We start from the raw sequence: 26,116 nt of genomic DNA, 5'->3' as shown, positions 1-26,116 counted from the left end.
CGCACTTTATCCCAAGTCTGCCACAATCGCTTTAATCTGCTGGGCAGTATGAACGCCCGCCACCTGCTTGACGACTTGACCGTCTTTTTTAAAGAGCAGGGTCGGGATAGACATGATACCAAAGGCGCGTGCTGTAGCTGGATTTTCATCCACATCCATCTTGACAATCTTGAGCTCGTCTTCGGAAAGTTCCTCTGAGAGCTTATCAAGGATTGGTCCCTGCATGCGACAAGGCCCGCACCAAGTCGCCCAAAAGTCAATCAGCACCAAGCCGTCTTTTGTTTCTTGCTCAAATGTTGCATCTGTGATTGCTTTTACCATTATTTTTCTCCTTTATTCTTAGTCAAACTTTGTCAAATCCTGCTTCATCAGGAAAAAGAAGACGTCGCCGTAAGTACCCTGGTAGTTCAAATCATGGCCTTTATAAGTCAATTTTTTAACTGGGTAATAATCTGCCACTCCAATCAAGCAGGCTTGCTGGGACTGCTCAAACTCCTGATAAGACTCAAAGGTCATCTTCCGCTCCTGCTTGACAGCATCCAAATATGTAATTTCAATCATAATTTCTCCTTTTTCAAATTACTCTTATAATTTTTATTTTATGATTATATTGTAATAAGTTTGGTTACATCTGTCAAATAAAACGACTTGGAGAAATCACTTGGCTTTTCAAGCAACTCACCGATTTCCTGACAAACAAAAAAGCCTCCCATCGGAAGACTTTCTCATATAAATAAGAAAAACCAAGCTCAATGCCCCTTGTGCTTTTCCAATCGTTTTTGCTGTTTGAGTTCGAATTTCCTTTGCTTAGCCAGTTCTTTCTGCTGCTTGCGCTTGACTCGAGCGATTTTCTTTTGCTCTTCAAATTGAAGCTTCAGCGCTTCCTGAGACTTTGAAGAACGTGAAGCCATCTGCTCCTTTTTAGCCTGTCTCTGCAGGCGTTTAGGACTGACCGACTTAGTCTGCTCCTTCACCCTAATGCTAGGACTAAACTGCAACCGATGATAATAACGGTTTAGAAAATCCAACAATTCCTGCGTACTAGGCTCTGCACCAAAGGTGACTCGGCAAACTCTATAAGATTTAGCATGTTCCTGCTCGAAAAGGCCGTGCCAAAATCCCTCTTCAAAATAAACTGTCAGCGTCATTGAAATCTTATCCATGACAGCCCCTCCTTTAAAAATTCCTAAGAATGGACAACCAAGGAGGAAGGTTACTGACAAAAAATGGATTTTTTGCGTCTGGACTACCAACCAGAACTGTGTTTTTATCTTAGTAGCTACAGTTTAGCAAGATTTTCTAAAAAACTCAAGGTTATCGGAATCTCGCTTAGATGACTGGATTGGATTTTCTTGTATGAAATCCAGAAAAATTAAAAAAAGAAAGCTCTCGTATTGTAAAACAGTTTCATTTCCGCTATAATACTACAAATACTGAAAGGAGAGAACTATGAAATACCTTTGGGCTTTTCTAGCCATCCTGAGTTTGTCCGCTCTAGCTATTTTCTTCTGGCATTTCCAAAACAGAGCCAATCCTACCCCTCCTAAGCCAGAAACCACACAGACAGCCTCTAGCGAGAAGAGCGACAAGCAACCGACTCCGACAGAAGACATCGTATCCGAAGAGTACAGCGTTTCGTACGATGACAAGCAACTCTACGGAAAGATTACTGCTCCTTCTGACTACAAGAGTAAAAAATTGCCGACTATTGTTATCGCACATGGATTTAACAACACCCTTGAGCAATATGAAATGTACAGCCAGCTGCTGGCAAAGCAAGGTTATCTGGTTTACAGCTTTGATTTCTACGGTGGCAGCCGCCAATCGAAAAGCGGTGGACAAGATATGCTGAATATGTCGGTCAAGACCGAACTCACAGACTTGACTCAAGTCATGGAAAAGCTGAGTTCCGAGGCCTTTGTAGATAAGAGCAAAATGAGCTTATTCGGTGCCAGCCAAGGCGGTGTCGTTGCCAGTCTCTATGCTGCTGCTTATCCGGACCGCGTACACAAACTCATGCTTATCTTTCCAGCTTTCGTTCTTTTTGACGATGCCAAGGAAACCTACCGCGAGCTTGGAAGTCCAGACCTAGATCAACTTCCTGATAGTCTGACACACCACAATACTACCCTGGGCAAGATTTATCTAATCGATGCCTTAGACATTGACATCCAAGCAGAGCAGGCCAAAATCACCGCTCCGACCCTCATTATCCACGGCACTGATGATGCAGTCGTGCCCTACCAGTATGCTGTTCAAGCGAGCCAGATTATTCCAAATGCAAAGCTGGTCACAGTAGAGGGTGGAGAGCACCGTATCGACGAAAAATTTGCTATCACTGCCGCTCCTGCCATCCAAAAATTCTTGAAAGAGTAGATTCACTGATAGAAAAAGTTCTTCTAACATCATAGAAGAGCTTTTTGTTTGGAAAAATTAGAAGGGTTAGGCTAGGAAACGATACTTGAACACCTTAAAACGAACTAAGAGGAATGATGAATAAAAAGGTCTCTAAAACCAGAGAGCCAATTTTAGCTCGGGCTAAAATCCTAGTGAAAACAAAAAATCTCCCCGAAGGGAGATCATTCTGGTTTATTTTACCTTACAGTGCTAGGAACCGTAACCGAAGATAATACTTGAGTATATCGAGGTAAGGTGACAAGGCAATGTAAGTGGAAAATAAAGCAGATTAGCGACGAAGTCCAAGAGAGTTAATCAACTCACGGTAACGGTTAACGTCGTTCTTACGAAGGTAAGCCAAGAGGTTACGACGGCGACCGATTTTCTTCATCAAACCACGGTAAGTAGCGTGGTCTTTTTTGTGTTGTTTGATGTGGTCGTTGAGGTGGTTAATTTCCCAAGTAAGGACAGCAACTTGTACCTCTACTGAACCAGTGTCACCTTCGTGACGTGCGTATTGTGCAATGATTTCATTTTTTTTCTCTTTTGAGATTGCCATGATATACTCCTTTTCTTTACGCTTCATCCGAGTGGCAGGTTTGGCATGGCCTGCAACCAAGAAGAAGTTATTTGTCTTTACGACATACTTATTCTACCAAGAAGGTCTACCTTTGTCAAATGATTCTGTTTCAACTCTTTTGTATGAGAAATTCAGGCTTTTTCATTTACAATTCAACCCCAAAGATTTCTAAAGAAAGCATTTCTACCTCGGTCAGCCTCCGCCATTCTCCAAGAGCCAATGCAGGATCCAACTGTAGGGGTCCCATCGTGAGGCGCTGAAGATCCGTGACTTCTTTTCCGCAGGCAGCCACCATGCGCTTGACCTGGTGGAACTTGCCTTCAGCTAGGGTAATTTCTACGAGAGAAGTCTCTTTTGCTTCATCCAGCTCTACAATCTTGAGCTGAGCTGGCTGACAGGTGAAGTCTTTCAGCTCTATTCCGGCAGCGAAGCGCTCCACATCTGCTTGGTTCATCAGGCCTGCTACTTGAGCTCGGTAGATTTTTTCTACGTGCTTTTTGGGTGACAGCATGGCATGGGCTAGCTTGCCATTATTGGTCAGAAGGAGCAGGCCGTGGGTATCAATATCCAAACGGCCGACAGGAAACACTTCTTTCTGACGGGCAGTCTCGTCCAGCAAATCCAGAACTGTCTTATGACGGTCATCTTCTGTCGCCGAAATGACTCCCTGCGGCTTGTTGAGAAGGTAGTAGACGAATTTTTCATAGGTCAACCTTTGGCCAGAAACAATAATCTCATCTGCTGTCTCATCAATCTGGGTCTTAGGTAATTTCTCTGCTCTGCCATTGACCAAAACCAGCCCTTTCTTTAGGAGCTGCTTGACCTGGGCGCGTGAGCCCAGACCATTTTCTGCTAAAAATTTATCCAGACGCATCATATAACCTCCTAGCTTTTTGGAGCCAATCCGCTCTTTTCTTTGCTATATCTTAGAACAAAGAGCGAGGTCAGAATCATAGCCAGCCCCAAAACGCTGAAGATAAAGGCTGGGGCGTTAGAGAATCTCCCAATGAAACTGAGGACAAATGTAGTGGCCGTTGCTCCGATACTGCAGCCTAAAATCACGATAGAAGTGGCTTGATTGAGAAGGTGGGCGGAAATGCGCTCGGACAGGGTGTAAAAAATGGTCGTCAGACCGACACTATATACAAAGCCAGCGCTAATAGTAGCCATGCTGAGTGACAAGAGATTAGGTGAGAAGCCAATGATAATCTGAGTCAGGCCAAAAACCAGACCAGAAAGCATCAGCAATTTATCTCTAAAAAGACGTGTCAAACTAGCAAAGCTGATACCCGCTGCAATCCCAATCAACTGCATCAAGGAAAGAATCACACCTGCAGTCTGGGCCGTCCCCATGCCGGACTTCTCTACAATCCCCGGCACGCGCACATTGATGGCAATATAGGTCAGCACAATAACCCCCGCCACAAAGGCAAAAACTAGACTTAGCTGCCAATCATGACTGCTTAGCTTAGGAGTCAATTCAGACTGCTCGTGCTGCTTTTCAGAGACCTTGTCATAAGGGACAAAAAGCAAATAAAGCGCCAAAACCACCAGTCCAAAGGTATAGACGAGAAAAGCAGCCTGCCAACCAAGAGGAAGAAGCCGACTGACGCCAAAAGTCAAGAGAGCTGTCCCGACTACTTCTGCCGAGCCTCTCAGTCCTAAAAGCCGAACGCGTTCCTGTCCCTTGTAGCGCTCGCTCACAATCGAAATCGCCTTGGCATTGAGCAGACCGATTCCCATCCCAAAGACAAGCCGAGAGGCAAACATCAGCCAGTAAGACTGATTAAGAAGAGGAAGAAGCCCACAGAGCGAAAAGATTAGAAGTCCGCTCACAATCATCTGACGCTCTGTCAGGTATTTTTCAATGACCCTATTAAACAGTAACATAATCATAATCCCAGCCGAAGGCAAAGAAACCAGAAGTTCTACCCAACTTTCTGGAATCCCTTTATAAAAAGCAAACATGGCCGACTGGGCACTGGAAATCGAAAAAGCCGTAGTCAGAATCAAAGAAAGCGAGAGGATACTCACCTTTTCCATCAATTTTTTCATTCTATTTTCCTTTAAAATTCACACTACCTCTATCATACAGTTTTTTGGGTCAAGACGCAATTTCTTTGTCAGGAATATTATGGGTCGCTGTGGCTCCATTCAAAATCAGGCACTGCCAGGCAGTCAAAACCGCTCCCGCCTTTATTTCTTACAGCTTTTATGTTATGATGAAGGATAGAAAAAGGAGAGAATCATGTCTGTGAGTGAAAAAACATCTGTTATTGAACGATTAACCAAACCAGCCCATTTAATTGATATGAAGGACATTATCCGCGAGGGCAATCCGACCCTGCGCGCTATCGCTGAGGAAGTCAGCTTCCCTCTATCAGACCAGGAAATCATTCTGGGCGAGAAGATGATGCAATTTCTCAAGCATTCCCAGGATCCAGTCCTGGCAGAAAAAATGGGGCTTCGCGGCGGTGTTGGTCTAGCTGCTCCCCAGCTGGATATTTCCAAACGGCTCATCGCTGTTTTAGTTCCCAACCCTGAGGACGAAGAGGGCAATCCGCCTAAGGAAGCTTATAGTTTGCAAACACTGATGTACAATCCTAAGATTGTAGCCCATTCCGTTCAGGATGCAGCTTTAGCTGATGGTGAAGGCTGCCTATCAGTCGATCGAGAAGTACCGGGCTACGTGGTTCGGCATGCGCGAGTGACAGTGGATTACTTTGACAAGGACGGTCAAAAGCATCGTATCAAGCTCAAGGGCTATAACGCCATTGTTGTTCAGCATGAAATTGACCACATCAACGGCATCATGTTCTACGACCGCATCAATGAAAAAGACCCATTTGCAGTCAAAGACGGCATGTTGGTGATTGAGTAAATAACTTATATATCATTATCAAAAATCATAACCACCCGTCTAACGGGTGGTTTGTACCAGGGCTATAAGCCCACATCACCAGCCAGCGCTTAAAGACGCTGGCTTTCACTTTGTTCAAGCCTCATTGCTTTTGACTCGTCACAAACCTCTCAAAGAGGTGTTTGCATCACTTACCACTATCCCTAAAGGGATCCTCATATTCTTTTACACTCAATTTATCCAACGCTATATCATGCTTTTCCTGCTCTTGGATATATTTCTTAATGGTAGCTTCATTAAGTCCTACTGTACTCACGTAATAACCTTCCGCCCAAAAATGTCGGTTCCCAAACTTGTACTTTAGGTTGGCGTGCTTATCAAACATCATGAGAGCACTTTTACCTTTTAAATACCCCATGAAACTAGAAACACTTATCCTCGGTGGAATACTTACCAACATATATACATGATCTGGCATTAAGTGATCCTCGATAATTTCAACACCTTTATAACTACATAATCGATGAAATATTTCACCCAAACTGTTTCGATATTGATTATAAATAATTTTTCGTCTATACTTAGGTGTCAACACAATGTGATATTTACACATCCACTTTGTGTGTGATAAACTATGTGCCTTTTGCGCCATATTTTTCTCCTTTCGCTTCACAATTGGCTTGAACACCTTTATTGTATCGCGTTTGGAGTTTTTTTGGTATAACCTTCGATGCGCACCCGCATAGCGGGTGGTTTATTTGTCTCGCACCTAGCGGAGCGAGACAGACTGAAAGTCAATAATGAGAGTGGGACAGAAATCGGTAATTCGTTAGAATTCGATTTCGTCGTCCCACCTCCGCACAGTTGAGTAGGGCTGTAAAAGCTGATGAAATCAGCGTAATAGAGCCCACTCAACCACTGCGTCTTGCTCGACAATCCAAAGACAATTGAGAGGCTAGGACTTTTGTCCCAGCCTCATTTTTTCTATTCTAACTATCCCGTCTCCAGAAAATAGCCAAGAGGATAACTGCTCCTAGCACTGATGGAACAATAGCTGTATCAGCAAGCATTGGCCCCCAATGGCCAAAGAGAAATTGACCTATCAAGGAACCAAACCAGCCCAAGAGGATTTTCCCAATACAGCCCATGCGCTCCCCGCGGCTGGTAATAGCCCCAGCGATAAGGCCGATAATAAAACCGACAAACATACTACCAATCATATATTCCCCTTCTTTCTATATTTCTAGTAAGGCTTCTCAAGAAGCAAGTGGAATCTGTCATTATGGAATGCGCCATTCAAGGCAGCTTGAAATCTTAAATTACCCAGTCTCCATTTCTAAAGATTGCTACACGGCTGCCGTCTTCACGGATACCGTCAATATCCATCTGATTTGAACCAATCATAAAGTCCACATGGACATCTGAGCGGTTGAGACCCGCTGCTTCTAGCTCTTCTTCAGATAAATTCTCTCCGCCGACTACACTAGTCGCATAAGCTGCACCGATAGCCAAGTGGTTAGAAGCATTTTCATCAAAAAGCGTATTGAAGAAGGTGATGCCCGACTGGGAAATCGGACTTGGATCTGGTACCAAGGCACACTCACCTAAAGCACGCGCACCAGCATTCTCAAAGACAAGATCCTTCATAACCTGGTCGCCCTTTTCTGCAGTAATGTCCACAATCTGGCCATCCTTGAAGGTCACCTTGATACCTTCGATGATGTTGCCATTATAGCTGAGTGGCTTGGTGCTGGTCACATAACCTTCAGCTCGGCGGAAGTCTGGTGCTGTAAAGACCTCTTCTGTCGGCATGTTGGCAATGAAATACTCGCCCTGAGCATTTAGACTGCCAGCTGACTCCCAGTGGTGGTTCTTGGGCAAGCCCAATATCAAGTCAGTTCCCGGCGATGTGTAGTGCAGAGCAGTGAATTGCTCCTCATTTAGAACCTTCGCTTTTGAGCTGAGTTTTTCTTCATGAGCTTGCCAAGCGGCTACTGGGTCATCCTCATAGACACGACAGGTTTTGAAAATCTGATCCCAGAGCAAGTCTACCGCTTCCTCATCGCTAGCTGCATTTGGAAAGACCTTCTTGGCCCACTCTGTACCAGCCGCTGCAGCGACTGTCCAGCTGACTTTATTGGATTGCGTTGCAATCCGCATCGGCTTCATGGCTATCCCCGTAGCCTTAGCAGAAGCTGATAATTTCTCAGCATCCACGCCGTTCAAAGCCCCCGGATCAGATGAACGAACGCCCAAGCGACTGGCTTTCTTTTCAAGGAGATAGTTCATCTCAGCTACCTTATAGTCAGGAACATTGTCCAAGCGCTCCATCGACGCATGGAGGAATTTCTCCCGTGTAGTCAAATCATCCGCCCACTGGACGATAACTTCGTGAGCCCCCAGAGCATAGGCCTCCTTGACAATCAAGTGTGCCAGCTCACGCTGCTCCACATCAATATTGAGCGCCACCGTGTGACCCGGCTGCACATTGATCCCATTGGCAACCAATAGTTTAGCGTATTTTTCTAAGTTTTCTTTAAAATTTGGCAGAACCATGCTGCTTCTCCTTTTCTTTTTTTATTTCTCTTTAAACAGGGACAACAGACCAACCGCTGCCACTGTACCGCAAATCAAAGCGGTCATTTTCAAAATCGTATCTGGATCAAGATCCAGCTGGTAATCAAATACCTTTTGCGCAGGCTTATCCTGAGCGGAAATGGTAAGTTTCATGAGATAGTCCTTTCTTTGCTAATCATACACTGTTTTTTTGCCAGATGACTTTCATATTCCAGCCATCCGAAATTAATTTACAGCCTGGCAGCAACTTCCCATAAATCTCTTCATATCCTTTTTTAGAAAGGTAGCGATCTGTTGCTAAATGATTGAGCCAAGATTTGGAGGTGCTATGTTTGAAGATTCTTCTGGCATTTTTCAAGCCGAATCTTTTCCAGTGTCGAGGAAAATCTAAATAAGCGCCTACAATATAGGTCCAAGTTGAAGGAGTGGGCTTTTCTGATACATTGTCCATAACAAACAGGATGCCACCTGGCTTTAGTAATTTCTTACATTTTTCCAAAGCTTCAGGGATATCCAAATGATGAAATGTCGTTCGACTGAAAATAAAATCAAATTGTTTCTCAAAAACAGCGGTTAAAAAATCATCCTGCAGTAATTCTACATTCTGTAAATCTTCTTTTTCTACTTTATCTTTTGCTATCTGCAGAAAATCCGCAGAAAGATCTATTCCTGTCACATGTTGAAAATATGAAGACAGAAAAATGCAGGTATTCCCTCCGCCACAACCAATATCCAAAGCGGAAACTCTACTGTCAGGCAAATTATCCAGTAGATAATCGGGCTTGCCTTCCAAAAGAGTGGTTACCCAATCATATTCTAAAGCAACCGCATTAAATTGTTCCGTAATATTTTCCATAAACATCCTTCTTAAAAAAACTCATCAAACAGACTCAACTGGTTATCCTCAGGCATATTGCCCAGAATGCCCATGTCGTCCATTTTTTCGACTAGGGTGCTAGAGAGGCCGCCACGTTTGCGGAGCTCTGTCTTAGAGAGGAATTCGCCTTCTTCCCGCGCTCTGACCACTTGGCGGGCAACGTTGTCACCCAGACCGTCCATGGCAGAAAAAGGAGGAATAAGGGTATCTCCTTCGATGAGAAACTCGGTCGCATGGCTCTTGTAGAGATCTAGCTTCCCAAACTTAAAGCCCCGTTCCAGCATTTCATTGACGATTTCCAGAGTCGTATAAAGGTCAATTTCTACATTAGAAGCTTCGTTGTTCTTGCGCTTTTCAGCGATTTCGTTCATCCGGCGTTTGACGGCATCAAGTCCGCCACTCATGGTCTTGATATCAAATGCTTTAGCTCGGATAGAGAAGTAGGCACAGTAGTAATAAATCGGATGATGCACCTTGAAGTAGGCTACCCGCAGGGCCATCATAACATAGGCCGCCGCATGGGCTTTAGGGAACATGTACTTGATCTTTCCACAGGACTCGATGTACCATTCTGGCACATTGTTTTCCTTCATGGCTGCGATGTAGCCATTGCGCTCTTCTTCAGAAATCTTCAGCCAAAGGCCCTTCCGCACGCGCTCCATGATGGTAAAGGCCATCTTAGGATCCAAGCCCTTGTGCATGAGGTAAACCATGATGTCGTCCCGACAGCCGATAACGGTGGACAGGTCAGCAATCCCTTGCTTGATCAAGTCCTGAGCATTGCCCAGCCAAACGTCCGTACCATGAGAGAGACCAGATAGCTGTAAGAGCTCCGCAAAGGTCGTCGGATGGGTCTCATCGACCATGCCCCGTACAAAGTTGGTTCCAAACTCCGGAATTCCCAGCATACCAGTCGGCGTGCCGATTTGCTCCTGAGTCACACCCAAAATGTCTGTTCCAGAAAAGAGGGCCATGACGCCAGCATCATCCATAGGAATGTCATTAGGATCAATGCCAGACAAGTCCTGAAGCTTCCGAATCATGGTCGGATCATCGTGTCCCAGAACGTCTAGCTTGAGGACATTTTCATCGATATCGTGGAAGTTGAAGTGGGTGGTCTGCCACTCGGCCGTCACATCGTCAGCTGGATATTGGACCGGTGTAAAGTCATAAACATCCATATAGTTAGGGATAACAACGATTCCACCCGGGTGTTGTCCAGTCGTCCGCTTGACTCCAGCAGCTCCCTGAGCCAGACGCTCAACTTCTGCGTCTCGGTAGAACTTCCCGTAGTCGCGCTCGTAGCCCTTGACAAATCCATAGGCCGTCTTAGCCGCAACGGTACCAACAGTACCAGCCCGAAAGGCATACTCCGCACCAAAGATATCCCGCACGTCCAAGTGGGCGCTCGGCTGATCCTCTCCGGAGAAGTTCAAGTCAATATCAGGTACCTTGTCCCCATCAAATCCAAGGAAGGTCTCAAAAGGAATATCCTGACCGTTCTTGCTCAGCTTGTGACCACACTCTGGACAGTCCTTGTCTGGCATATCAAAGCCAGAACCATAGGAGCCGTCCGTGATGAACTCGCTGTATTGACATTTGCCACAGACATAGTGGGGCGACAAAGGATTAACCTCGGTAATTCCAATCATGGTCGCGACAAAGCTAGACCCGACAGACCCCCGCGAGCCTACCAGATAGCCCCGCTCATTGGAGCGCTGCACCAGCATCTGCGAAGCCAGATAAATCACGGCAAAACCATTACCCAAGATGGAGGTCAATTCTTTTTCGATCCGCAAGTCCACGATATCTGGCAGCGGATTGCCATAAATCTCAAAAGCTTTTTGATAGGTCAGCTCGGCAACTGTCTCCTCAGCCTTGTCAATGAAAGGTGTATAGAGGTCGCCCTTAACCACCTCGACCGGCTCAAAGGTCTCCGCCAGCTGATTGGGATTGGTGATAACCAGCTTCTTAGCTAAGTCCTCGCCCAAGAAGGCAAATTCGTCCAGCATCTCATTGGTGGTCCGGAAGTGAGCCTTAGGGAGCGGCGCAGGCTGAGCATTTTCACCGTGGCCAATAGTCCGGTTAATCATGGCTCCCTGACCCAGACTCCGGACGATAATCTCACGGTAAATCTCTTCTTCCGGCTCAATATAGTGGACGTTCCCCGTCGCAAGGACAGGCTTGCCCAAGCGATCTCCGACCTCAATCAGATTGCGAATAATGGTCTGCAGTTCTTCCTGGTCCTTGATCTGCTCCTTGGCAATCAGTGTCTCATAGATAGCCGGTGGCATGACCTCGATAAAGTCATAATACTTGGCTACCTCGACAGCCGCATCCACCCCCTGAGAGACAACAGCATCATAGACTTCGCCTTCTGAGCAGGCTGAGCCCAGAATCAGGCCTTCACGATGAGCATCCAGCACGGTCCGTGGAATCCGCGGGACACCTTCGAAATACCTGGTATTGGACAGACTGACTAACTTGAAAATATTCTTGAGTCCCGTCTGATTTTTCACATAAATGGTCGCATGCTTGACCCGCGCCTTCTTGTAGGAATTCTCATCGACCAGATCCGTATTCAAATCCTTGAGATTGGTCACACCATGCTTTTCAGCCACATCCTTGATAAAGATAAAGAGGAGGCGGCCTGTCGCTTCCGCGTCATAGTTGGCCATGTGGTGGTGCTCCAGAGCAATCTGGAAACGCTTGGTCAAAGGCCCCAAACCATGACGCTTGTACTCTGGATAGAGGTTGCGGGCAAATTCCAGCGTGTCAATAACTGGCTGAGTAATTTTTGGCAGGCCATGCCGCTCATAGTTGACATTCATAAAGCCCACGTCAAAGGTAGCATTATGGGCAACGAGAACACTGTCCTGGCAAAATTCCTGAAACTCTTTCAGCACTTGCTCTAGCGGTTTGGCATTGCGGACATGCTCATCTGTAATCCCGGTTAGATCCGTCGTAAAGGCCGAAAGAGGATACCCAGGATTGATAAACTCATCAAACTCAGCGATGATATTGCCCTTGTGCATCTTGCTGGCAGCAACCTGAATCAAGTCATTGTAAACAGCTGAAAGCCCTGTTGTTTCCACGTCAAAGACCACATAGGTCGCATCGCTCAGCTCCATATCCACTTCATTGTAGACGATAGGCACCCGGTCTTCTACAATATTGGCCTCCATACCGTAGATCAGCTGGATACCAGCTTTCTTGGCAGCCTTGTAGCCATGGGGAAAGCTCTGCACATTGCCATGGTCAGTAATGGCGACAGCCTTGTGGCCCCACTTGGCTGCCGTTGCAACGATTTCCTCTACCTCAGGCAGGGCGTCCATCGTAGACATATTGGTATGAGCATGAAATTCAACCCGCTTCTGCCCCTCAGGCATCAAATCCTTGCGCTCATAGTGGGTAACGGCCTGCACATCCTGCACATTCATGGTCAGGTCACGGGTGAAGTTGTTCATCTCCACATTTCCGCGCACGCGCAGCCAGGCACCTTTCTTAATCATGTCAAACTTCTTGGCTTCCTCTTCGTTTTTCAGCCATTTCTGCAAGGAGAAGCTGGAAGTGTAGTCTGTCATCTTGAAATTGAGCAAGACCCGGCCGGTCCGAGTGACCTTCTGCTCCAGATCAAAGACCATTCCCTCAAAGACCAGACGGTTTTCCTCAGTCTGAACTTCAATCATAGGGGTAATCTCTGCCTTGTCCAGCTTTGGTTTAGCCGCAGCCTTGCGAGCTTGGAAGTCATAGGCTGGCTTTTCCTCTGGCGGTGGTGCCATCTGCTGCAGGGATTCCATGGCTTTGAGCGCTTCTTCATTAGCCGCCTGAACAATCTTGTCATTCTCAGCCTGGAAATTCTCCGCTTGCTGCTGGGTCAGCTCATCGCTGTGCTGAACCAGACAGGTCAACTGAGGAAAGCCATATTTGACCAGCTGCTGGCTGAGATTGGGCAGGTGGTTCTTCCGAAAATGCTCCGTATCAATGGTCGAAGCCCCCTCAATCAGCAGCTTGTTCCCATCCAAATGAACCCGCAAATCCTGATACAGACTCTTGAAGCCATGACTGGCACAAGGCCCCTCCTCAAAGGCCAGCTGGTAATAAGCCTGCAAGAGCTCATCCGATATCCGAGGTGCCTGACAGTGAATTTCAAAAACAGCTTGATTGCCCGTCTTAGAAAACTCTTGAGCTAGGCGCTTCTGCAATTCCCGAAAAATCTCAATGGGCAGAATATTCGCAAAAGAAAAATGAAACTCCCAGACCCGACTGACCTTGTGGACCAGAACCTTCTCAATTTCTGCATTCAAAAAGGCCTCTGAATTTCTCATTTCCAGTGGCATATCCAGCTGATTCATTAAAATTTCAAACTTGTTTGACATGACATTTCCTCGTACAGTAGTGACCCTATTTTACCATAAATCAGTACTTTTTTCGATAGAAAAAGAGTAGGGCAAAGCGCGAGTTCCTACACAATTATCAAGTCGTTCTTCATGGTGCTAAGTTATGATATAATAGAAAAAACATTTATCAAAAGGAGTCTTAATTGTGAAGAAAATTCTCTTAGCCAGCGCTTGTCTGCTGACCCTGACTGCCTGCAGTATGCCCAATCCGAATAAGCAAGAAAACAAACCCAAGCAAAATCAAAGTCAAAGCAAAGCCAAAAAAGAAGAAAAGGTGAAGACGAAAACTTTTTCTAAAAAAATCGATGAGCATTATACCAATTCAATCAAGTTTTTCTATACAAAAGAGAAGATTGTATCTTTTCAACTCATCGCTAGCCAAACTATCTCTGAAGAAAATCAAAAGATGAGCGTCGAAGAATTAACAAAATTCTATAGCGAATATGCTCAGAAAAACTCTATGATAGAAAACAAGGAAAAGTTAAAAGGACTTGAAATTCACGTTGAGATTTCCGAAGACAAGAAAATAGCTTCAGCAATTTTTGACTTTGACCTCAGCAAAATAGATCAAGAACAGCTGATTCAGTCCACAGGTGGTTCTAATAGCAATCAAACTATCTTTAATAAACTCCAAGATAAACCTGAAGAGGTCTTTAACTTTATGAGAGAGCAAGGTTTGACAGAAGAATAAAAAAAAGCTTTCTGAGTGATTCAACTTTACAGTTAATACTCAGAAGGCTTTTTCTGTCTATCTTAACACTGCTTCCGCTAAGGCTTTTTGAATGGCGATGACGCTGCGATCGCTTGTAAATTGCAGGACTTCTGCTGGCTCTTGAGCGCTGGAAACCCAGATTTTCAGCTCAGCATCTAAGTCGAAATGCCCGGCTGTTTCTACTGAGAAGCGACCGATAGAGCGATAAGGGAAGGACTTATAGGAAGTCTTTTTGCCAGTCATTCCCTGCTTGTCGACCAAGATTAAACGCTTATCTGTAAAGACAATCAAGTCGCGAATGAGACTAAATGCCAGTTCTACATTCTCTGTTGATGTCAGAATATCCTCCAATTGTCTTTCTGTTTTTTCAATATCTTTCTGAGAGGCATTGCCTAATAAACCGCTGAATAATCCCATCATTTGGTCCTCCAATCTATTTTTTCCTACTATAGCATTTTCAAGACCAATAAGCAAAAGAAAACTGCCAGACAAAACTGGCAGTTTGTTTTATTTTGTCAAAATCGACAAGGTTTCTAGCAGATTATCGGCGTGGACTTCAATGGTATCGCCAGTAGCCTTAATCTTGACTTCGACAATGCCTTCTGCAGCTTTCTTACCAACTGTCACACGGATTGGGAGACCAATCAAATCGCTGTCGCTGAACTTAACACCTGCGCGCTCATTGCGATCATCCACCAAGACTTCATAACCAGCACTTAGCAAGTTAGCTTCGATTTGGTCAGTTAGAGCCACGGCTTCCTCGTCCTTGACATTGACCGGAATCAAGTGCACATCAAATGGTGCCAGCTCTTTCGGGAAGTTGATGCCCCAAGCATAGCGGAATTCACCCTTAGGAGTTTTATTGACAAAGAGACGGGCATGCTGCTCCATAACAGCGGACAGGAGACGGCTGACACCGATACCGTAACAACCCATAATCATCGGTACTGCTCGGCCATTTTCGTCCAAGACATTAGCATTCATGCTGTCAGAATAGCGAGTTCCCAGCTTGAAGATGTGTCCAATCTCAATCCCACGAGCAAACTTGAGAACACCTTGGCCGTCTGGCGAAATTTCACCCTCACGAACCTCACGGATATCCACATACTCAGCGGTAAAGTCACGGCCTGGATTGACACCAGTCAGGTGGTAACCATCTTCGTTAGCACCCACCACAGCGTTAGCCAGATCTTGCACCTTGCGGTCAGCGATGATTCTCACGCCTTCTGGCAGATTGACTGGCCCTAGTGAGCCAAATCCTGCTCCTAAGAGTTGACGGACTTGATCTTCACTAGCTACGTCAAAGAAATCCGCTGCCAAATGATTTTTTAGCTTGACTTCATTAAGCTGGTCATTACCGACCAGAAGTGCCACGACAGGAGACTCGTCAGCCATGTAAACTAAAGTCTTGATTGTCTGGCTTTCATCCAGCCCAAGGAAGGCAGCAACTTCGTCAATTGTCTTGCAGTCAGGCGTTGAAGCGCGAGCTACTTCTTCCTCAGTCACGACACGTCCTGCCGGCTTGTATTCATCCGTCGCCATTTCAAGGTTGGCAGCATAGCTGGACTCACTAGAGTAGGCGATGGTATCCTCACCAGATACCATCCAGCTGGTCAATTCTGTCCGAATAGCTTCCTGAACATCTTCAGGAATTTCATCAAAGCTGGCTACAGACTTGTCCAAGACCACCCAGCGGTTCAAATCCGTCCGATCCGGCGTAATGGCCATGAATTCTTGGCTGTCCTTGCCCCCCATAGCACCGCCATCACCGATAATAGCTTTGAAATCTAGCTCGCTGCGGGTAAAGATTTTCTCATAGGCAGACTTGTATTCATCATAAGCTACATCCAAGCTGTCATAGTTAGCGTGGAAACTGTAGGCATCTTTCATGATAAATTCACGCGTCCGCAAGAGTCCGTTACGAGGACGCTTTTCATCGCGGTATTTAGGCTGAATCTGATAAAGATTGAGCGGCAGCTGTTTGTAGGATTTAACCGAATCACGGACGATAGCCGTAAAGGTTTCCTCATGGGTTGGCCCCAAGATAAAGTCGGATTTTTCACGATTTTTTAGCTTGTAGAGGTCTTCACCATAGGTCTCATAACGGCCAGACTCGCGCCAGAGGTCTGCACTGAGCAGGGCAGGCGCCAGCATCTCAACTGCCCCAATCTTGTCAAACTCTTCCCGCATGATTTTTTTTGCTTTTTCAATCACGCGATTAGCCAGCGGCAGATAAGAATAGACCCCAGCTGAAACCTGACGGACATAGCCAGCCCGCAGCATCAGAGCGTGGCTGATAACTTGAGCATCACTAGGCATCTCACGCAGGGTTGGAATTAACATTTTACTTTGTTTCATAAAAACAAAACTCCTTGACTTTCATTGAATAATTTCTTTTTCATGGCTCTATGAACCTTAGGCTCTTAGAAGAATAATTTCATAATATCGTTCCAGGTAACGGCAATCATCAAGATGACCATAATAGCCACTCCAGACAGAGTGATATAGGTCTCCGTTTCTCTTTTCAGTGGTTTTCTGCGGATAGCCTCCAGAATATTGAGGACGATTTTTCCACCGTCCAAGGCTGGAATGGGAATCAGGTTGAAAATACCGATATTGAGCGACAGCATGGCCAAAAGGCTGAGTACTGCTGGCAAGCCTTGCTCTGCAGCCTGACTGCTGAAATTGTAAATAGCGACCGGACCGCCCAGCTTATTGATATTGAAGTTGAAGACGATATCTTTCAGAGCTGACAAAATGCGAACCGTGGTAGACCAAGCTGCAGTAAAGCCGCCAATCACCTTGTCCCAAAAGCCTGTCTTGACCGTTGGAGATACCCCTAGCAGATAACGATTGCCGTCTTTTTTAGGCTGTACGGTAATCTCTTTCGTTTCGCTGCCGTGTTTGTAGGTAACAGACAAGGTCGGCGCTTCCTTACTCTTGGCTGTGATTTTCGCCAGAGCGCTGGTTAGATCCGCCCAGTTGCCAATCTCATAGTCATTAATCTTAAGGATTTGGTCATTATTTTGAACCCCAGCAGCTGCTATAGCACTACCATCCATGACTTGAAAATGATTGCTGTTCTCATCACGAACGCCGCCCTGAACAAAGGCCAGCAGCATAAATACCAGCACGCTCAGGATGAAGTTATTCATAGGCCCAGCAAAGTTGGTGATGAGGCGACCCCAGATGCTAGCATTCTGATACTGAACATCCAGAGGTGCAATCCTCACCTCAGTGCCATCTTCTTCAACAATCGTTGCATCATGATCTACTGCATAAGTCTTGAGCTCGTCAAGGATCAGACCTGTGATTTCCAGCTTTTCCTCAAAGTCAAAGCCGGTCACATTCATGGGCAGAGCTGTCTGGTCAACCTTTTTGCCAGAGAGATTGATGCGAACTACCTTGCCCTCTGCATCCAAGGTCAGACTAGCCGGTGTCCCCACTTTAATGTCAGTGGAGTCTTCCCCCCAGCCGGCCATGCGCACATAGCCTCCCAAGGGTAAAATCCGAATCGTATAGGCCGTCCCGTCCTTGCCAATATGGGAGAAAATCTTGGGTCCCATACCGATAGCGAACTCTCTGACCAAAATGCCGGACTTCTTCGCAAAGTAGAAGTGTCCGAACTCATGGACCACCACAATGATCCCAAAAATAATAATAAAGGTTATAAACTGCATGAACTTCTAATTTTACCTTTCCTAGAAATCTTGTTTTTTTCTTTAAATCAAAGAAGGAGCAGAAAACGGCCAAATACCGAGCTTCCCGCCCCTGCATAACTGACACTTTTGAAAATAGGGTAGAAGCTCAACTCAAAATTTTTGAGCTCCAAATCCCAGTTCCTTCTCAGATTGTGCGGTCTTTGGACAAGCTTGCCATCCCTTGCTTTCAGCCATTCACGACTGTCTTAGATCAAGCCGAAGAAATGCATCAGCGGAAAGACAAAGAGAAGGCTGTCAAAACGATCCAAGACACCGCCGTGACCAGGAATGAATTTACCAGAATCCTTGACCCCGAAATGACGCTTGACTGAGCTTATGACCAAATCACCCAACTGGCCGCCAATACTAAAGAGCACTGCCAGAATTAAAAAGACAAAGGCATTATAAGGTCCATACACTTGCGGTCGAACCAACATAAAGATTCCAGTCACTAGAACAGCTAATAGAATGCCGCCAAGGCTGCCTTCAATAGTCTTATTAGGAGAAACTCTTGGCGCCAGCTTTCTTTTACCGAAACGCACCCCGACCAGATAAGCTCCACTGTCAGTAGCCCAGACGATAAAGAGAGCTAGCAGAACCTTGTCAATACTCATCAAGCGGGCATCAATCAAGGCATTAAAACCAAGACCGACATAAAAACTAGCCGCAATCGGATAAGCCGCATCTTCAAAGGTGTAGTTGGAACCTAGAACAGTCGAAATCAACAGAAGAAAGACGACCAAGCCATAGGCCACGACATTGCCATTGACCGGCAGAAACTTCAGATAGTTCTCCAGAGGCAGGGTTAGGACAAAGGCTGCCAGCATGGCCAAGACACCCTCGATTGTCGCTGTCGGCAGACCTTTCATTTGGAGAAATTCATGCACCGCCATCATAGCCAGCAGTCCCACAAAAATCTGAAAGATGACGCCTCCTGTCAATACCAGAGGAATAAAAATAGCAAGAGCGATTCCTCCAAAGATTAGACGTTTTTGTAAATTTTTACTCATACTCTTTTACTTTCTCCCTTAAACACCGCCAAAGCGTCGATTCCGACGGCTGTATTCTGCAATTGCAGCCTTCAAAGCCTTCTCATCAAAGTCAGGCCAGAGGATATCCGTAAAATACAGCTCACTGTAGGCTGACTGCCAAGGCAGAAAATTGCTGAGACGCAGCTCTCCACTGGTCCGGATCACCAGATCCGGATCACGCAGCATCTTAGGCAAGTTGCTGGTATAGAGGTAGTTGCCAATGACTTCCTCAGTAATGTCGCCAGGACTGAGTTTGGCATCTAACACATCTTGAGCAATCTCTTTAACAGCCTGATTGATCTCATATCGACCACCGTAGTTGAGGGCAAAATTGAGAATCAAACCTGTATTGAGCTTGGTTAGGCTTTCAGCCTTTTCCAGAGCTTCAAATGTCGCCTTAGGGAGCTTAGCCGTATCACCAATCATCTGGATTTTTACATTGTTCTTGTGCAGCTCCGGCACATAGCGGTCGTAAAATTCAACTGGCAGATTCATGATAAAGGAAACTTCCTTTTCCGGCCGAGACCAATTTTCCGTTGAAAAGGCATAGACAGTCAAGACCTGAACACCCATTTCCTTGGCAGCAATCGTTACCTTTTGCAGGGTTTCCATGCCAGCCTTATGGCCGAACACGCGCGGCTGCATCCTTTTTTGGCCCAACGGCCGTTGCCGTCCATAATAACAGCAATGTGTTTTGGAACATTCAGCGGTGCGTTCAGCTTTTCTTTTTTCTTAAAACTAAACATACTTTTTATCCTATTTAAAGTTTTGTCAGTTCATTATATCATAAATCCTTGGAATGTGGGCAATTCATCCGCTTTTTCAAGCCCGAGAGCATAAAATAAGGACAGAATGTCAACCAGAGAATCCAAACTCACCCAGCCTGTCCAAACTGCGAGGCAGATAAGGTTGCAATCAAACACCTCCTAGCTACATGAACCAAAACAAAAAAACAGCCCGCAAGCTGTTTATTTCTTTACTCTTCAATCGCTGATTCTTCCTCAGGAAGGTCAACGCTTCCTTCACCGTCAGCAACAGCAGGAATCCCCTCAGTCAATGGCAGTACAGTCTTAATAGCTGTCAGTTCAAAGGTCAGATAAACACCGTCCACATCCAGAACAACTGTCTTTTTATCTGTGTCGACTTCATCTACCGTTCCATACAAACCACCGATGGTAATGACTTCATAACCCTTTTGCAGCTTGTTAAGACTTTCCATACGCTGCTGAGCCTGTTTCTTTTGAGCACGCATTTGGAAATAGGTCATCCCTATCAGTACAACCGCAAAGACAATAAGCATAGTTGGATTCATTTATTTTCTCCTTCGAATATGATATATGAACTACTATAGCAGATTTCCCTTATTTTTACAAGATGATTCTGACTTTTCAGGCAAAGTCCATCTCAAGTCGGAGGAAGAATGACTGACCTAACGACATTTTCTAAAAAAGCAAAAATCAGGATGACCAGCACCCTGATTTTATGTCTTTTTATTTAAGATTTTTAACAACTTCTGCTACGTGCTCAACTGTAAATCCGTATTCTTCAAGCACCTTGCTTGCTGGAGCAGATGCACCGAACTGGTCAATTCCGATAACTGCACCATCCAGACCGACATACTTGTACCAAGGCTGGCTAGCTGCCATCTCGATCGCTACGCGGCGACGAACTGCATTTGGCAGAATTTCTTCTTTGTAGGCTGCATCTTGAGCATCAAAAAGCTCTGTTGATGGCACGCTGACCACGCGGATTTTAGCACCTTCTGCTGCAAGTGCTTTAGCAGCTGCAACAGCCAAATTAACCTCAGAACCAGAAGCCAGCAAGATTGTATCGAAGTCTGCCCCTGTTTCGTAGACCACATAAGCACCTTTAGCTACCTTGTCAAAGTCTGTGCCGTCTTCAACTGTTAGATTTTGACGGGTCAAGACCAGAGCAGTCGGAGTGGATTGACTCTTAAGAGCTAGGTACCAAGCCGCCTGAGTTTCACGCGCATCTGCTGGGCGGAAAACAGTCAGGTTTGGAATGGCACGCAGACCAGCCAAATGCTCAATCGGCTCATGAGTTGGCCCGTCTTCACCAACTGCAATAGAATCGTGTGTGAAGACATAAGTCACTGGCAAACCTTGCAGGGCAGACAAACGGACAGCTGCCTTGACATAGTCTGAGAAGACGAAGAAGGTACCACCGTAAACGCGAAGACCACCATGAAGCGCCATACCGTTGAGAATTGTTCCCATAGCAAACTCGCGCACACCAAATTGGATGTTGCGGTTGAGACGGTGGGCATCATCCTGCAGACCGTCTTCCTTGATGTAGGTCATATTGGAATGAGCCAAGTCAGCAGAACCGCCGAGGAAAGTTGGAAGGACCTTAGCTGCTGCATTGAGGGCATCCTGACTAGAATTACGGGTTGCTTGAGAGAAGCCATTTTCAAGTACTGGGAAATCTTCTGGTTTGATTTCTACTGGATCCTGACCAGCAATGATGGCTGTTACTTCTGCCGCCAATTCTGGATGGGCTTGCTTGTAGTCCTCCACTAACTGTTTCCAAGCATCGTAAGCCGCTGCACCACGCTCTGCTACATTTGTACGGTAGTCAGCATAGACTTCCTCAGGAATCTCAAACGGGGCATAGTCCCAGCCCAAGGCTTGACGAGTAGCTTCTGCTTCTTCTGCTCCAAGAGGCGCGCCGTGAACAGCATTAGTTCCTTGCTTGTTTGGAGAACCGTAACCAATAACCGTCTTAACTTCAATCAAAGATGGCTTGCCAGAAGCTTTAGCTTCATTGATAGCTGCATCAATCGCTGCAAGGTCTGTTCCGTCTTCCACCAAGGCAGTATGCCAACCATAGGCTTCATAGCGGGCACGAACATCTTCTGTAAAGGAATCCTTGGTCTCTCCATCTAGGTTGATATCATTTGAATCATAGAGAACAACCAGCTTGTCCAGCTTTTGCAGACCAGCGTAAGAAGCAGCCTCAGCTGAAACCCCCTCCATCAAATCGCCATCACCACAGATGACATAAGTGTAATGGTCAAAGATTGGATAGCCTTCACGATTGTACTTGGCAGCCAAGAAACGCTCTGCCTGAGCAAATCCAGTAGCTGTAGAAATACCCTGCCCTAGCGGGCCAGTAGTGGCATCAACACCAGCTGTATGCCCAAACTCTGGGTGACCTGGTGTCTTAGAACCCCATTGGCGGAAGTTTTTGATTTCCTCCATGCTGACATCTTTAAAGCCAGACAGATGAAGCAAGGCATAAAGCAACATAGAGCCATGTCCTGCAGATAGGACGAAGCGGTCGCGGTTAATCCAGTTTGGCTGTTCTGGATTAATACGCAGTTGTTTAGTAAACAAGTCGTAAGCCATCGGCGCAGCGCCCATGACTACACCAGGGTGACCTGACTTAGACTTTTCAATCGCGTCAATCCCTAAAAAGCGAATGGCATTAACTGATAATTGTGACATTGGATTCTCCTTATTTTTACTATGACCTGTTCTGACATCAGAACAGGATAAACAATGGTCGTAGAAACGAAAAATTGTCTCATATCTATTATATGAAAATTATCCCTATATCGCAAGATAGGGATAATCTCATCGGATACTTTCTGAAGCCTTCATTCATCTGAACTCATGCCTCATCAAGTAGAAAAAACATTTTATAATCAATGAAAATCTAAAAGCAAACTAGAAAGCTAACCAAGGACTGAATTTGACCACAGCATGGCAGGGCTGACAAGGTTTGAAAGATTTTCAAAGAATTTTAAAGGAGGGCTTTAAATTGAATATTGGACTCTTGCTCGAAACAGTCATCAAAGCCACGAGGATGATGGTATTCGATTCTATCTTTGTCCAGAGGGTAGGTATACTTGCCGCCCACTTCCCAGATGAATGGATGGAACTGATATTGAAGACGTTCTTTGCGCATCTTCCACAAGGCTAAAATCTCATCGGTTGAAGCCATAAAGTTGGACCAGATATCATAATGAACTGGGATGATGACCTTAGCCCGCAGGTTTTCAGCCATACGCAGTAAGTCGATAGAAGTCATCTTGTCCTGAATACCGACAGGATTGTCACCATAGTTATTGATAGCTACATCAATCTGGAAGTCCTTACCGTGCTTAGCAAAGTAGTTAGAGAAGTGAGAATCTGCACCGTGATAGATAGTTCCGCCTGGTGTTTCAAAGACATAGTTAACTGCCTTGCGTGCCATTTCTTCATCGGTCACAGCCAGTCCAGCCAGTTCCCCATCTTGAGCTTCAGCACCTTCGACTGGCAGGGTCACCAGACAGGTACGGTCAAATGATTCAACAGCTGTCACCTTGATGTCCTTAAACTCAAAGCTTTCACCTGGCTTGATAACGATGATGCGTTCTTCAGGCACACCCCATTTTTTCCAAATCTCGCCGCACTCATAGGGTCCGACAAACTTAACATGGTCCAAGCTAGGATTGTTGACAATAGCCGCTGCGGTATTGATGTCAATGTGATCGCTATGGAAATGAGAAACCAAATAATAATCTAGTTCATTGATAGCAAAAGGATCAATCACCATAGGCTGCACGCGCAGATTCGGTTGCAGCTTGCGGACACCGGCCATATTAGCCATTTGATGCCCTCTGACCATATCTTTGACCTTTTTGGTTGATTTTCCGCGGTTAGACCACAGGTCCATGACTACATTGGCACCGCCCGGCGTCTTAATCCAGACACCGCAGTTGCCCAGCCACCACATAGCAAAGTTGCCTTCTGGCACCACTTCTTCTTCAATTTCTTCATTGAGCCAAGTGCCCCATTCTGGAAAAGTTGACAAAATCCAAGATTCTCTGGTAATGTCTTTCACGTTCGGCATAGTCCATTCCTCCTCAAAAAATGATTGATTTCTATGCTTCTAGTATAGTCTGCCTCAGGGGAGAAAAAAAGACCAAATAAAACACAGTCCTGTGTTCAAAACTGGACTATGAAGCAAGACTTGTTCTTATCCCACTTTTAAGAAAATATTCCTTTTTCAGCTAAAAGAGGCTGGGACAAAAGTCCTAGCCTCCTCAATTGTCTTTGGATTGTCGAGCAAGACGCAGTGGTTGAGTGGGCTCTATTACGCTGATTTCATCAGCTTTTACAGCCCTACTCAACTGTGCGGAGGTGGGACGGCGAAATCGAATTCTAACGAATTACCGATTTCTGTCCCACTCTCTAATATTTTTCATCCAGTCTTCTGCGTCTTCAGCGGAGCTAGTCAGCAGTTTCTCGTGGACTAATTTTTGAATCTTTTCTTTTAACTCCTGTGAGCGGCTGACATCTTTGACATAGCTTGATAGCAGTTTTTCCAAATCATGATTAAAAGTGCTGGCTTGTTCGGGACTCTGAGCCTTGACAAAATGACTGATATTGAGAATATCCTCATGATCCAAAATCGGATGAACCTGAATGACTGGTAGGTCTGTTTCTAGATCTTCATTGGTGGTGATAAGCAGATCAGCAGTGAGCACATCCTCAACACTTTTGAACTGTTCTGTTGTAAAGACAGCTTCCAAACGCTCATTGGGTAAGTAATAACGGCACTGTTTCAGCAGTAGCTTTGAAAGTCCCAATCCTTCATCACAAACCAAATAGATTTGTCGATTATCCTGCTGCTCTGCTTGGCTATTTTTCAAAGAGCCTCCAATATGGATAGTCAGATAAGCAATATCATCGTCTGTAAGCGTCACAAACCACGCCTCTTCTAGAATCACAGCAGAGGATTTGGTAAAAGCAAACAAGTCAGCATACTTAGTCTTTATAAGACACGTGAGCGGATTTTTGGACATGATGCCGTAAGTCTTGCGAAAGAGCAAAGCCTTACAATGGGTTAGGAGATTGCGCAGCAAGTCATCCCAGTTCTCAATCTCATAGGAAGAAGCTTCAAAACGCCAGAGAAAGGCCTCCAGAGCTTCCTGCAGCTGGGCAAAATCCTGACTGGTCGCATGAATATCCTTATCCTTACGATAAGACAGCAAAAGCACGGCTAGAAGTGAGATTTCAATATCACTCAGCCGAATGGCTAGCTCGTGCTCCATACGCTCACTTAAGAATTTGGCCACCCGATACTCGATCCGCTTGCGAATGAGGCTAAATTCCTGAGAGATGCTGTTCTCTTCTTTCGCTTCCAGCTCCATATTGCGACAGCTGAGCAGCAGATAAGGCAGCACTTCCAGCATAAAGCCAATCTCATGACTGTTGATTTTCTTGCCCAAGTCCTGCTCTACTAAAGGGACTTGCTGACTGAGGAAGCTCTGTAGTTGACTAGATAGGAGCACCTCTCCATCAAAGAGTTCCTTGAACTTCTTCACTAAAACATCTACGAAAGCTTGGCTGCCCTCAATAAAAATGTGATAGAGCAGCGAGTGTACGTACTGAATTTTATTGAGAGGATGGCAGTCCAGATAATAGCCTCTGGCTTTGGTAGAATAGAGGTTAACTAAATACTGCTCCGTCGCCAGTTGATTGCGGATATCGTTTAGGTCATTGAGCACGGTATTGCGCGAGACATCTGTCAAATCCATCAGCTTTTCGATGGTTACTCGCTCCTTGGCCGTACAGATATAGAGGGATACGAGCTGCATGCGCTCATTTGCACTCAGGATATAGCTATGGGTATCCACATGCAGCAACAAGTCTCGGCACAGATTCTTCTGCTGCTCTGTCAGTAAAATCCCTATCCGCGGCTGGCTAACGATTTCTTCTTCATAGTCCGCCAGAGCATCATTGATTTTTTCCAAATGATAGTAAACTTTTCTGCGCGACTGGCCCAGCTCTCGGGAAATAGTCATAATAGTGGCTGCTTCTTGCAGCCCAATCAGGTAGCGCAAGAGTTCACAACTTGTTTTATCCAGTAAAATCATGATTCCTCCTTTAAAAAATTTACAGGACATTATAACATTAGGATATTACAATATGATGAACGAGACATGACAAGCCAACCTAATCCCCTCCCCAG

Annotated in this window: 24 protein-coding genes and 3 pseudogenes; 5 read left to right on the top strand and 22 right to left on the bottom strand. The window is 45.6% G+C overall.

Annotation, left to right across the window (positions count from 1 at the left end; translation table 11 throughout):
• Window positions 1–6: 6 nt before the first annotated feature.
• Genes trxA through FFV08_01760 form a run of 4 tightly spaced genes read right to left on the bottom strand, consistent with a single transcriptional unit; the run spans window position 7 to window position 1,163 of the window.
• Window positions 7–321: a thioredoxin gene (gene trxA, locus FFV08_01775; protein QLB51516.1), complete on the bottom strand. Its 315-nt coding sequence runs from the start codon at window positions 319–321 to the stop codon at window positions 7–9.
• 18 nt (window positions 322–339) lie between these two features.
• Entirely contained in the window at window positions 340–561 is a 222-nt protein-coding gene (locus tag FFV08_01770; protein ID QLB51515.1) for a DUF4649 family protein, read from the bottom strand.
• A gap of 44 nt (window positions 562–605) precedes the next feature.
• Complete coding sequence (locus FFV08_01765; GenBank protein ID QLB51514.1) at window positions 606–713, bottom strand: hypothetical protein; 108 nt, start codon at window positions 711–713, stop codon at window positions 606–608.
• A 36-nt stretch (window positions 714–749) separates the two neighbouring features.
• Window positions 750–1,163 carry a DUF2992 family protein gene (locus FFV08_01760; protein ID QLB51513.1) on the bottom strand — a complete coding sequence of 138 codons (414 nt, stop codon included), beginning with the start codon at window positions 1,161–1,163 and terminating at the stop codon, window positions 750–752.
• 286 nt (window positions 1,164–1,449) lie between these two features.
• On the opposite strand from FFV08_01760, the gene FFV08_01755 reads away from it, so the two are divergent.
• Window positions 1,450–2,376 carry an alpha/beta hydrolase gene (locus tag FFV08_01755; GenBank protein QLB51512.1) on the top strand — a complete coding sequence of 309 codons (927 nt, stop codon included), beginning with the start codon at window positions 1,450–1,452 and terminating at the stop codon, window positions 2,374–2,376.
• Window positions 2,377–2,686: 310 nt separating this feature from the next.
• Here the strand turns inward: FFV08_01755 and rpsO are convergent, their stop codons facing one another.
• Entirely contained in the window at window positions 2,687–2,956 is a 270-nt protein-coding gene (rpsO, locus tag FFV08_01750; protein QLB51511.1) for a 30S ribosomal protein S15, read from the bottom strand.
• Between rpsO and FFV08_01745 the strand changes: the two genes are divergently transcribed.
• Window positions 2,955–3,149 (top strand): hypothetical protein, encoded by a 195-nt coding sequence (locus FFV08_01745; protein ID QLB51510.1) that lies wholly within the window; start codon window positions 2,955–2,957, stop codon window positions 3,147–3,149. The genes rpsO and FFV08_01745 overlap by 2 nt on opposite strands.
• Here the strand turns inward: FFV08_01745 and FFV08_01740 are convergent.
• Together FFV08_01740 and FFV08_01735 are read right to left on the bottom strand one after the other, a co-directional pair.
• Complete coding sequence (locus FFV08_01740) at window positions 3,123–3,851, bottom strand: rRNA pseudouridine synthase (protein QLB53258.1); 729 nt, start codon at window positions 3,849–3,851, stop codon at window positions 3,123–3,125. The two genes, FFV08_01745 and FFV08_01740, sit on opposite strands and share 27 nt — an antisense overlap.
• A gap of 11 nt (window positions 3,852–3,862) precedes the next feature.
• On the bottom strand, window positions 3,863–5,032 hold the full coding sequence (locus FFV08_01735; protein QLB51509.1) for an MFS transporter: 1,170 nt from the start codon (window positions 5,030–5,032) through the stop codon (window positions 3,863–3,865).
• Window positions 5,033–5,225: 193 nt separating this feature from the next.
• Between FFV08_01735 and FFV08_01730 the strand changes: the two genes are divergently transcribed.
• Window positions 5,226–5,858: a peptide deformylase gene (locus tag FFV08_01730; GenBank protein QLB51508.1), complete on the top strand. Its 633-nt coding sequence runs from the start codon at window positions 5,226–5,228 to the stop codon at window positions 5,856–5,858.
• A gap of 166 nt (window positions 5,859–6,024) precedes the next feature.
• On the opposite strand, the gene tnpA is transcribed toward FFV08_01730, so the two are convergent.
• Complete coding sequence (gene tnpA, locus FFV08_01725) at window positions 6,025–6,489, bottom strand: IS200/IS605 family transposase (protein ID QLB51507.1); 465 nt, start codon at window positions 6,487–6,489, stop codon at window positions 6,025–6,027.
• A gap of 150 nt (window positions 6,490–6,639) precedes the next feature.
• Between tnpA and FFV08_01720 the strand changes: the two are divergent.
• Window positions 6,640–6,705, top strand: a pseudogene (locus tag FFV08_01720) (NUDIX hydrolase).
• Window positions 6,706–6,826: 121 nt separating this feature from the next.
• On the opposite strand, the gene FFV08_01715 reads toward FFV08_01720, so the two are convergent.
• The 4 genes from FFV08_01715 to FFV08_01700 form a co-directional block, all read right to left on the bottom strand.
• Complete coding sequence (locus tag FFV08_01715) at window positions 6,827–7,057, bottom strand: GlsB/YeaQ/YmgE family stress response membrane protein (protein ID QLB51506.1); 231 nt, start codon at window positions 7,055–7,057, stop codon at window positions 6,827–6,829.
• A 94-nt stretch (window positions 7,058–7,151) separates the two neighbouring features.
• The gene (locus FFV08_01710; GenBank protein ID QLB51505.1) at window positions 7,152–8,393 is read right to left on the bottom strand and encodes an aminopeptidase; all 1,242 of its coding nucleotides are present in this window, start codon (window positions 8,391–8,393) and stop codon (window positions 7,152–7,154) included.
• Window positions 8,394–8,589: 196 nt separating this feature from the next.
• Window positions 8,590–9,276 (bottom strand): class I SAM-dependent methyltransferase, encoded by a 687-nt coding sequence (locus FFV08_01705; protein ID QLB51504.1) that lies wholly within the window; start codon window positions 9,274–9,276, stop codon window positions 8,590–8,592.
• Between the two features lie 5 nt (window positions 9,277–9,281).
• Entirely contained in the window at window positions 9,282–13,670 is a 4,389-nt protein-coding gene (locus FFV08_01700) for a PolC-type DNA polymerase III (protein QLB51503.1), read from the bottom strand.
• Window positions 13,671–13,836: 166 nt separating this feature from the next.
• Between FFV08_01700 and FFV08_01695 the strand changes: the two genes are divergently transcribed.
• Window positions 13,837–14,382, top strand: coding sequence for a DUF1307 domain-containing protein (locus FFV08_01695; protein ID QLB51502.1), 546 nt, complete (start codon window positions 13,837–13,839; stop codon window positions 14,380–14,382).
• 57 nt (window positions 14,383–14,439) lie between these two features.
• On the opposite strand, the gene FFV08_01690 is transcribed toward FFV08_01695, so the two are convergent.
• The 10 genes and pseudogenes from FFV08_01690 to FFV08_01645 form a co-directional block, all read right to left on the bottom strand.
• The gene (locus FFV08_01690; protein ID QLB53257.1) at window positions 14,440–14,820 is read right to left on the bottom strand and encodes a PH domain-containing protein; all 381 of its coding nucleotides are present in this window, start codon (window positions 14,818–14,820) and stop codon (window positions 14,440–14,442) included.
• A 90-nt stretch (window positions 14,821–14,910) separates the two neighbouring features.
• Window positions 14,911–16,761 (bottom strand): proline--tRNA ligase, encoded by a 1,851-nt coding sequence (locus FFV08_01685; protein ID QLB51501.1) that lies wholly within the window; start codon window positions 16,759–16,761, stop codon window positions 14,911–14,913.
• A gap of 65 nt (window positions 16,762–16,826) precedes the next feature.
• Window positions 16,827–18,083: an RIP metalloprotease RseP gene (gene rseP, locus FFV08_01680; protein QLB51500.1), complete on the bottom strand. Its 1,257-nt coding sequence runs from the start codon at window positions 18,081–18,083 to the stop codon at window positions 16,827–16,829.
• A gap of 25 nt (window positions 18,084–18,108) precedes the next feature.
• Window positions 18,109–18,222: pseudogene (locus FFV08_01675) on the bottom strand (hypothetical protein).
• Window positions 18,223–18,310: 88 nt separating this feature from the next.
• Complete coding sequence (locus FFV08_01670) at window positions 18,311–19,114, bottom strand: phosphatidate cytidylyltransferase (GenBank protein QLB51499.1); 804 nt, start codon at window positions 19,112–19,114, stop codon at window positions 18,311–18,313.
• Window positions 19,115–19,132: 18 nt separating this feature from the next.
• Window positions 19,133–19,881: pseudogene (locus tag FFV08_01665) on the bottom strand (isoprenyl transferase).
• A 230-nt stretch (window positions 19,882–20,111) separates the two neighbouring features.
• On the bottom strand, window positions 20,112–20,447 hold the full coding sequence (gene yajC / locus FFV08_01660; protein ID QLB51498.1) for a preprotein translocase subunit YajC: 336 nt from the start codon (window positions 20,445–20,447) through the stop codon (window positions 20,112–20,114).
• Between the two features lie 178 nt (window positions 20,448–20,625).
• On the bottom strand, window positions 20,626–22,602 hold the full coding sequence (tkt, locus tag FFV08_01655) for a transketolase (GenBank protein ID QLB51497.1): 1,977 nt from the start codon (window positions 22,600–22,602) through the stop codon (window positions 20,626–20,628).
• A 298-nt stretch (window positions 22,603–22,900) separates the two neighbouring features.
• Window positions 22,901–23,992: an L-ascorbate 6-phosphate lactonase gene (gene ulaG / locus FFV08_01650; GenBank protein ID QLB51496.1), complete on the bottom strand. Its 1,092-nt coding sequence runs from the start codon at window positions 23,990–23,992 to the stop codon at window positions 22,901–22,903.
• A gap of 319 nt (window positions 23,993–24,311) precedes the next feature.
• Window positions 24,312–26,021: a transcription antiterminator gene (locus FFV08_01645; GenBank protein ID QLB51495.1), complete on the bottom strand. Its 1,710-nt coding sequence runs from the start codon at window positions 26,019–26,021 to the stop codon at window positions 24,312–24,314.
• Window positions 26,022–26,116 lie beyond the last annotated feature (95 nt).

The organism is Streptococcus sanguinis, assembly GCA_013378335.1.
GTDB classification, from domain to species: Bacteria; Bacillota; Bacilli; order Lactobacillales; family Streptococcaceae; genus Streptococcus; species Streptococcus sanguinis_I.
This window is presented reverse-complemented; position numbering and strand designations above follow the sequence as displayed.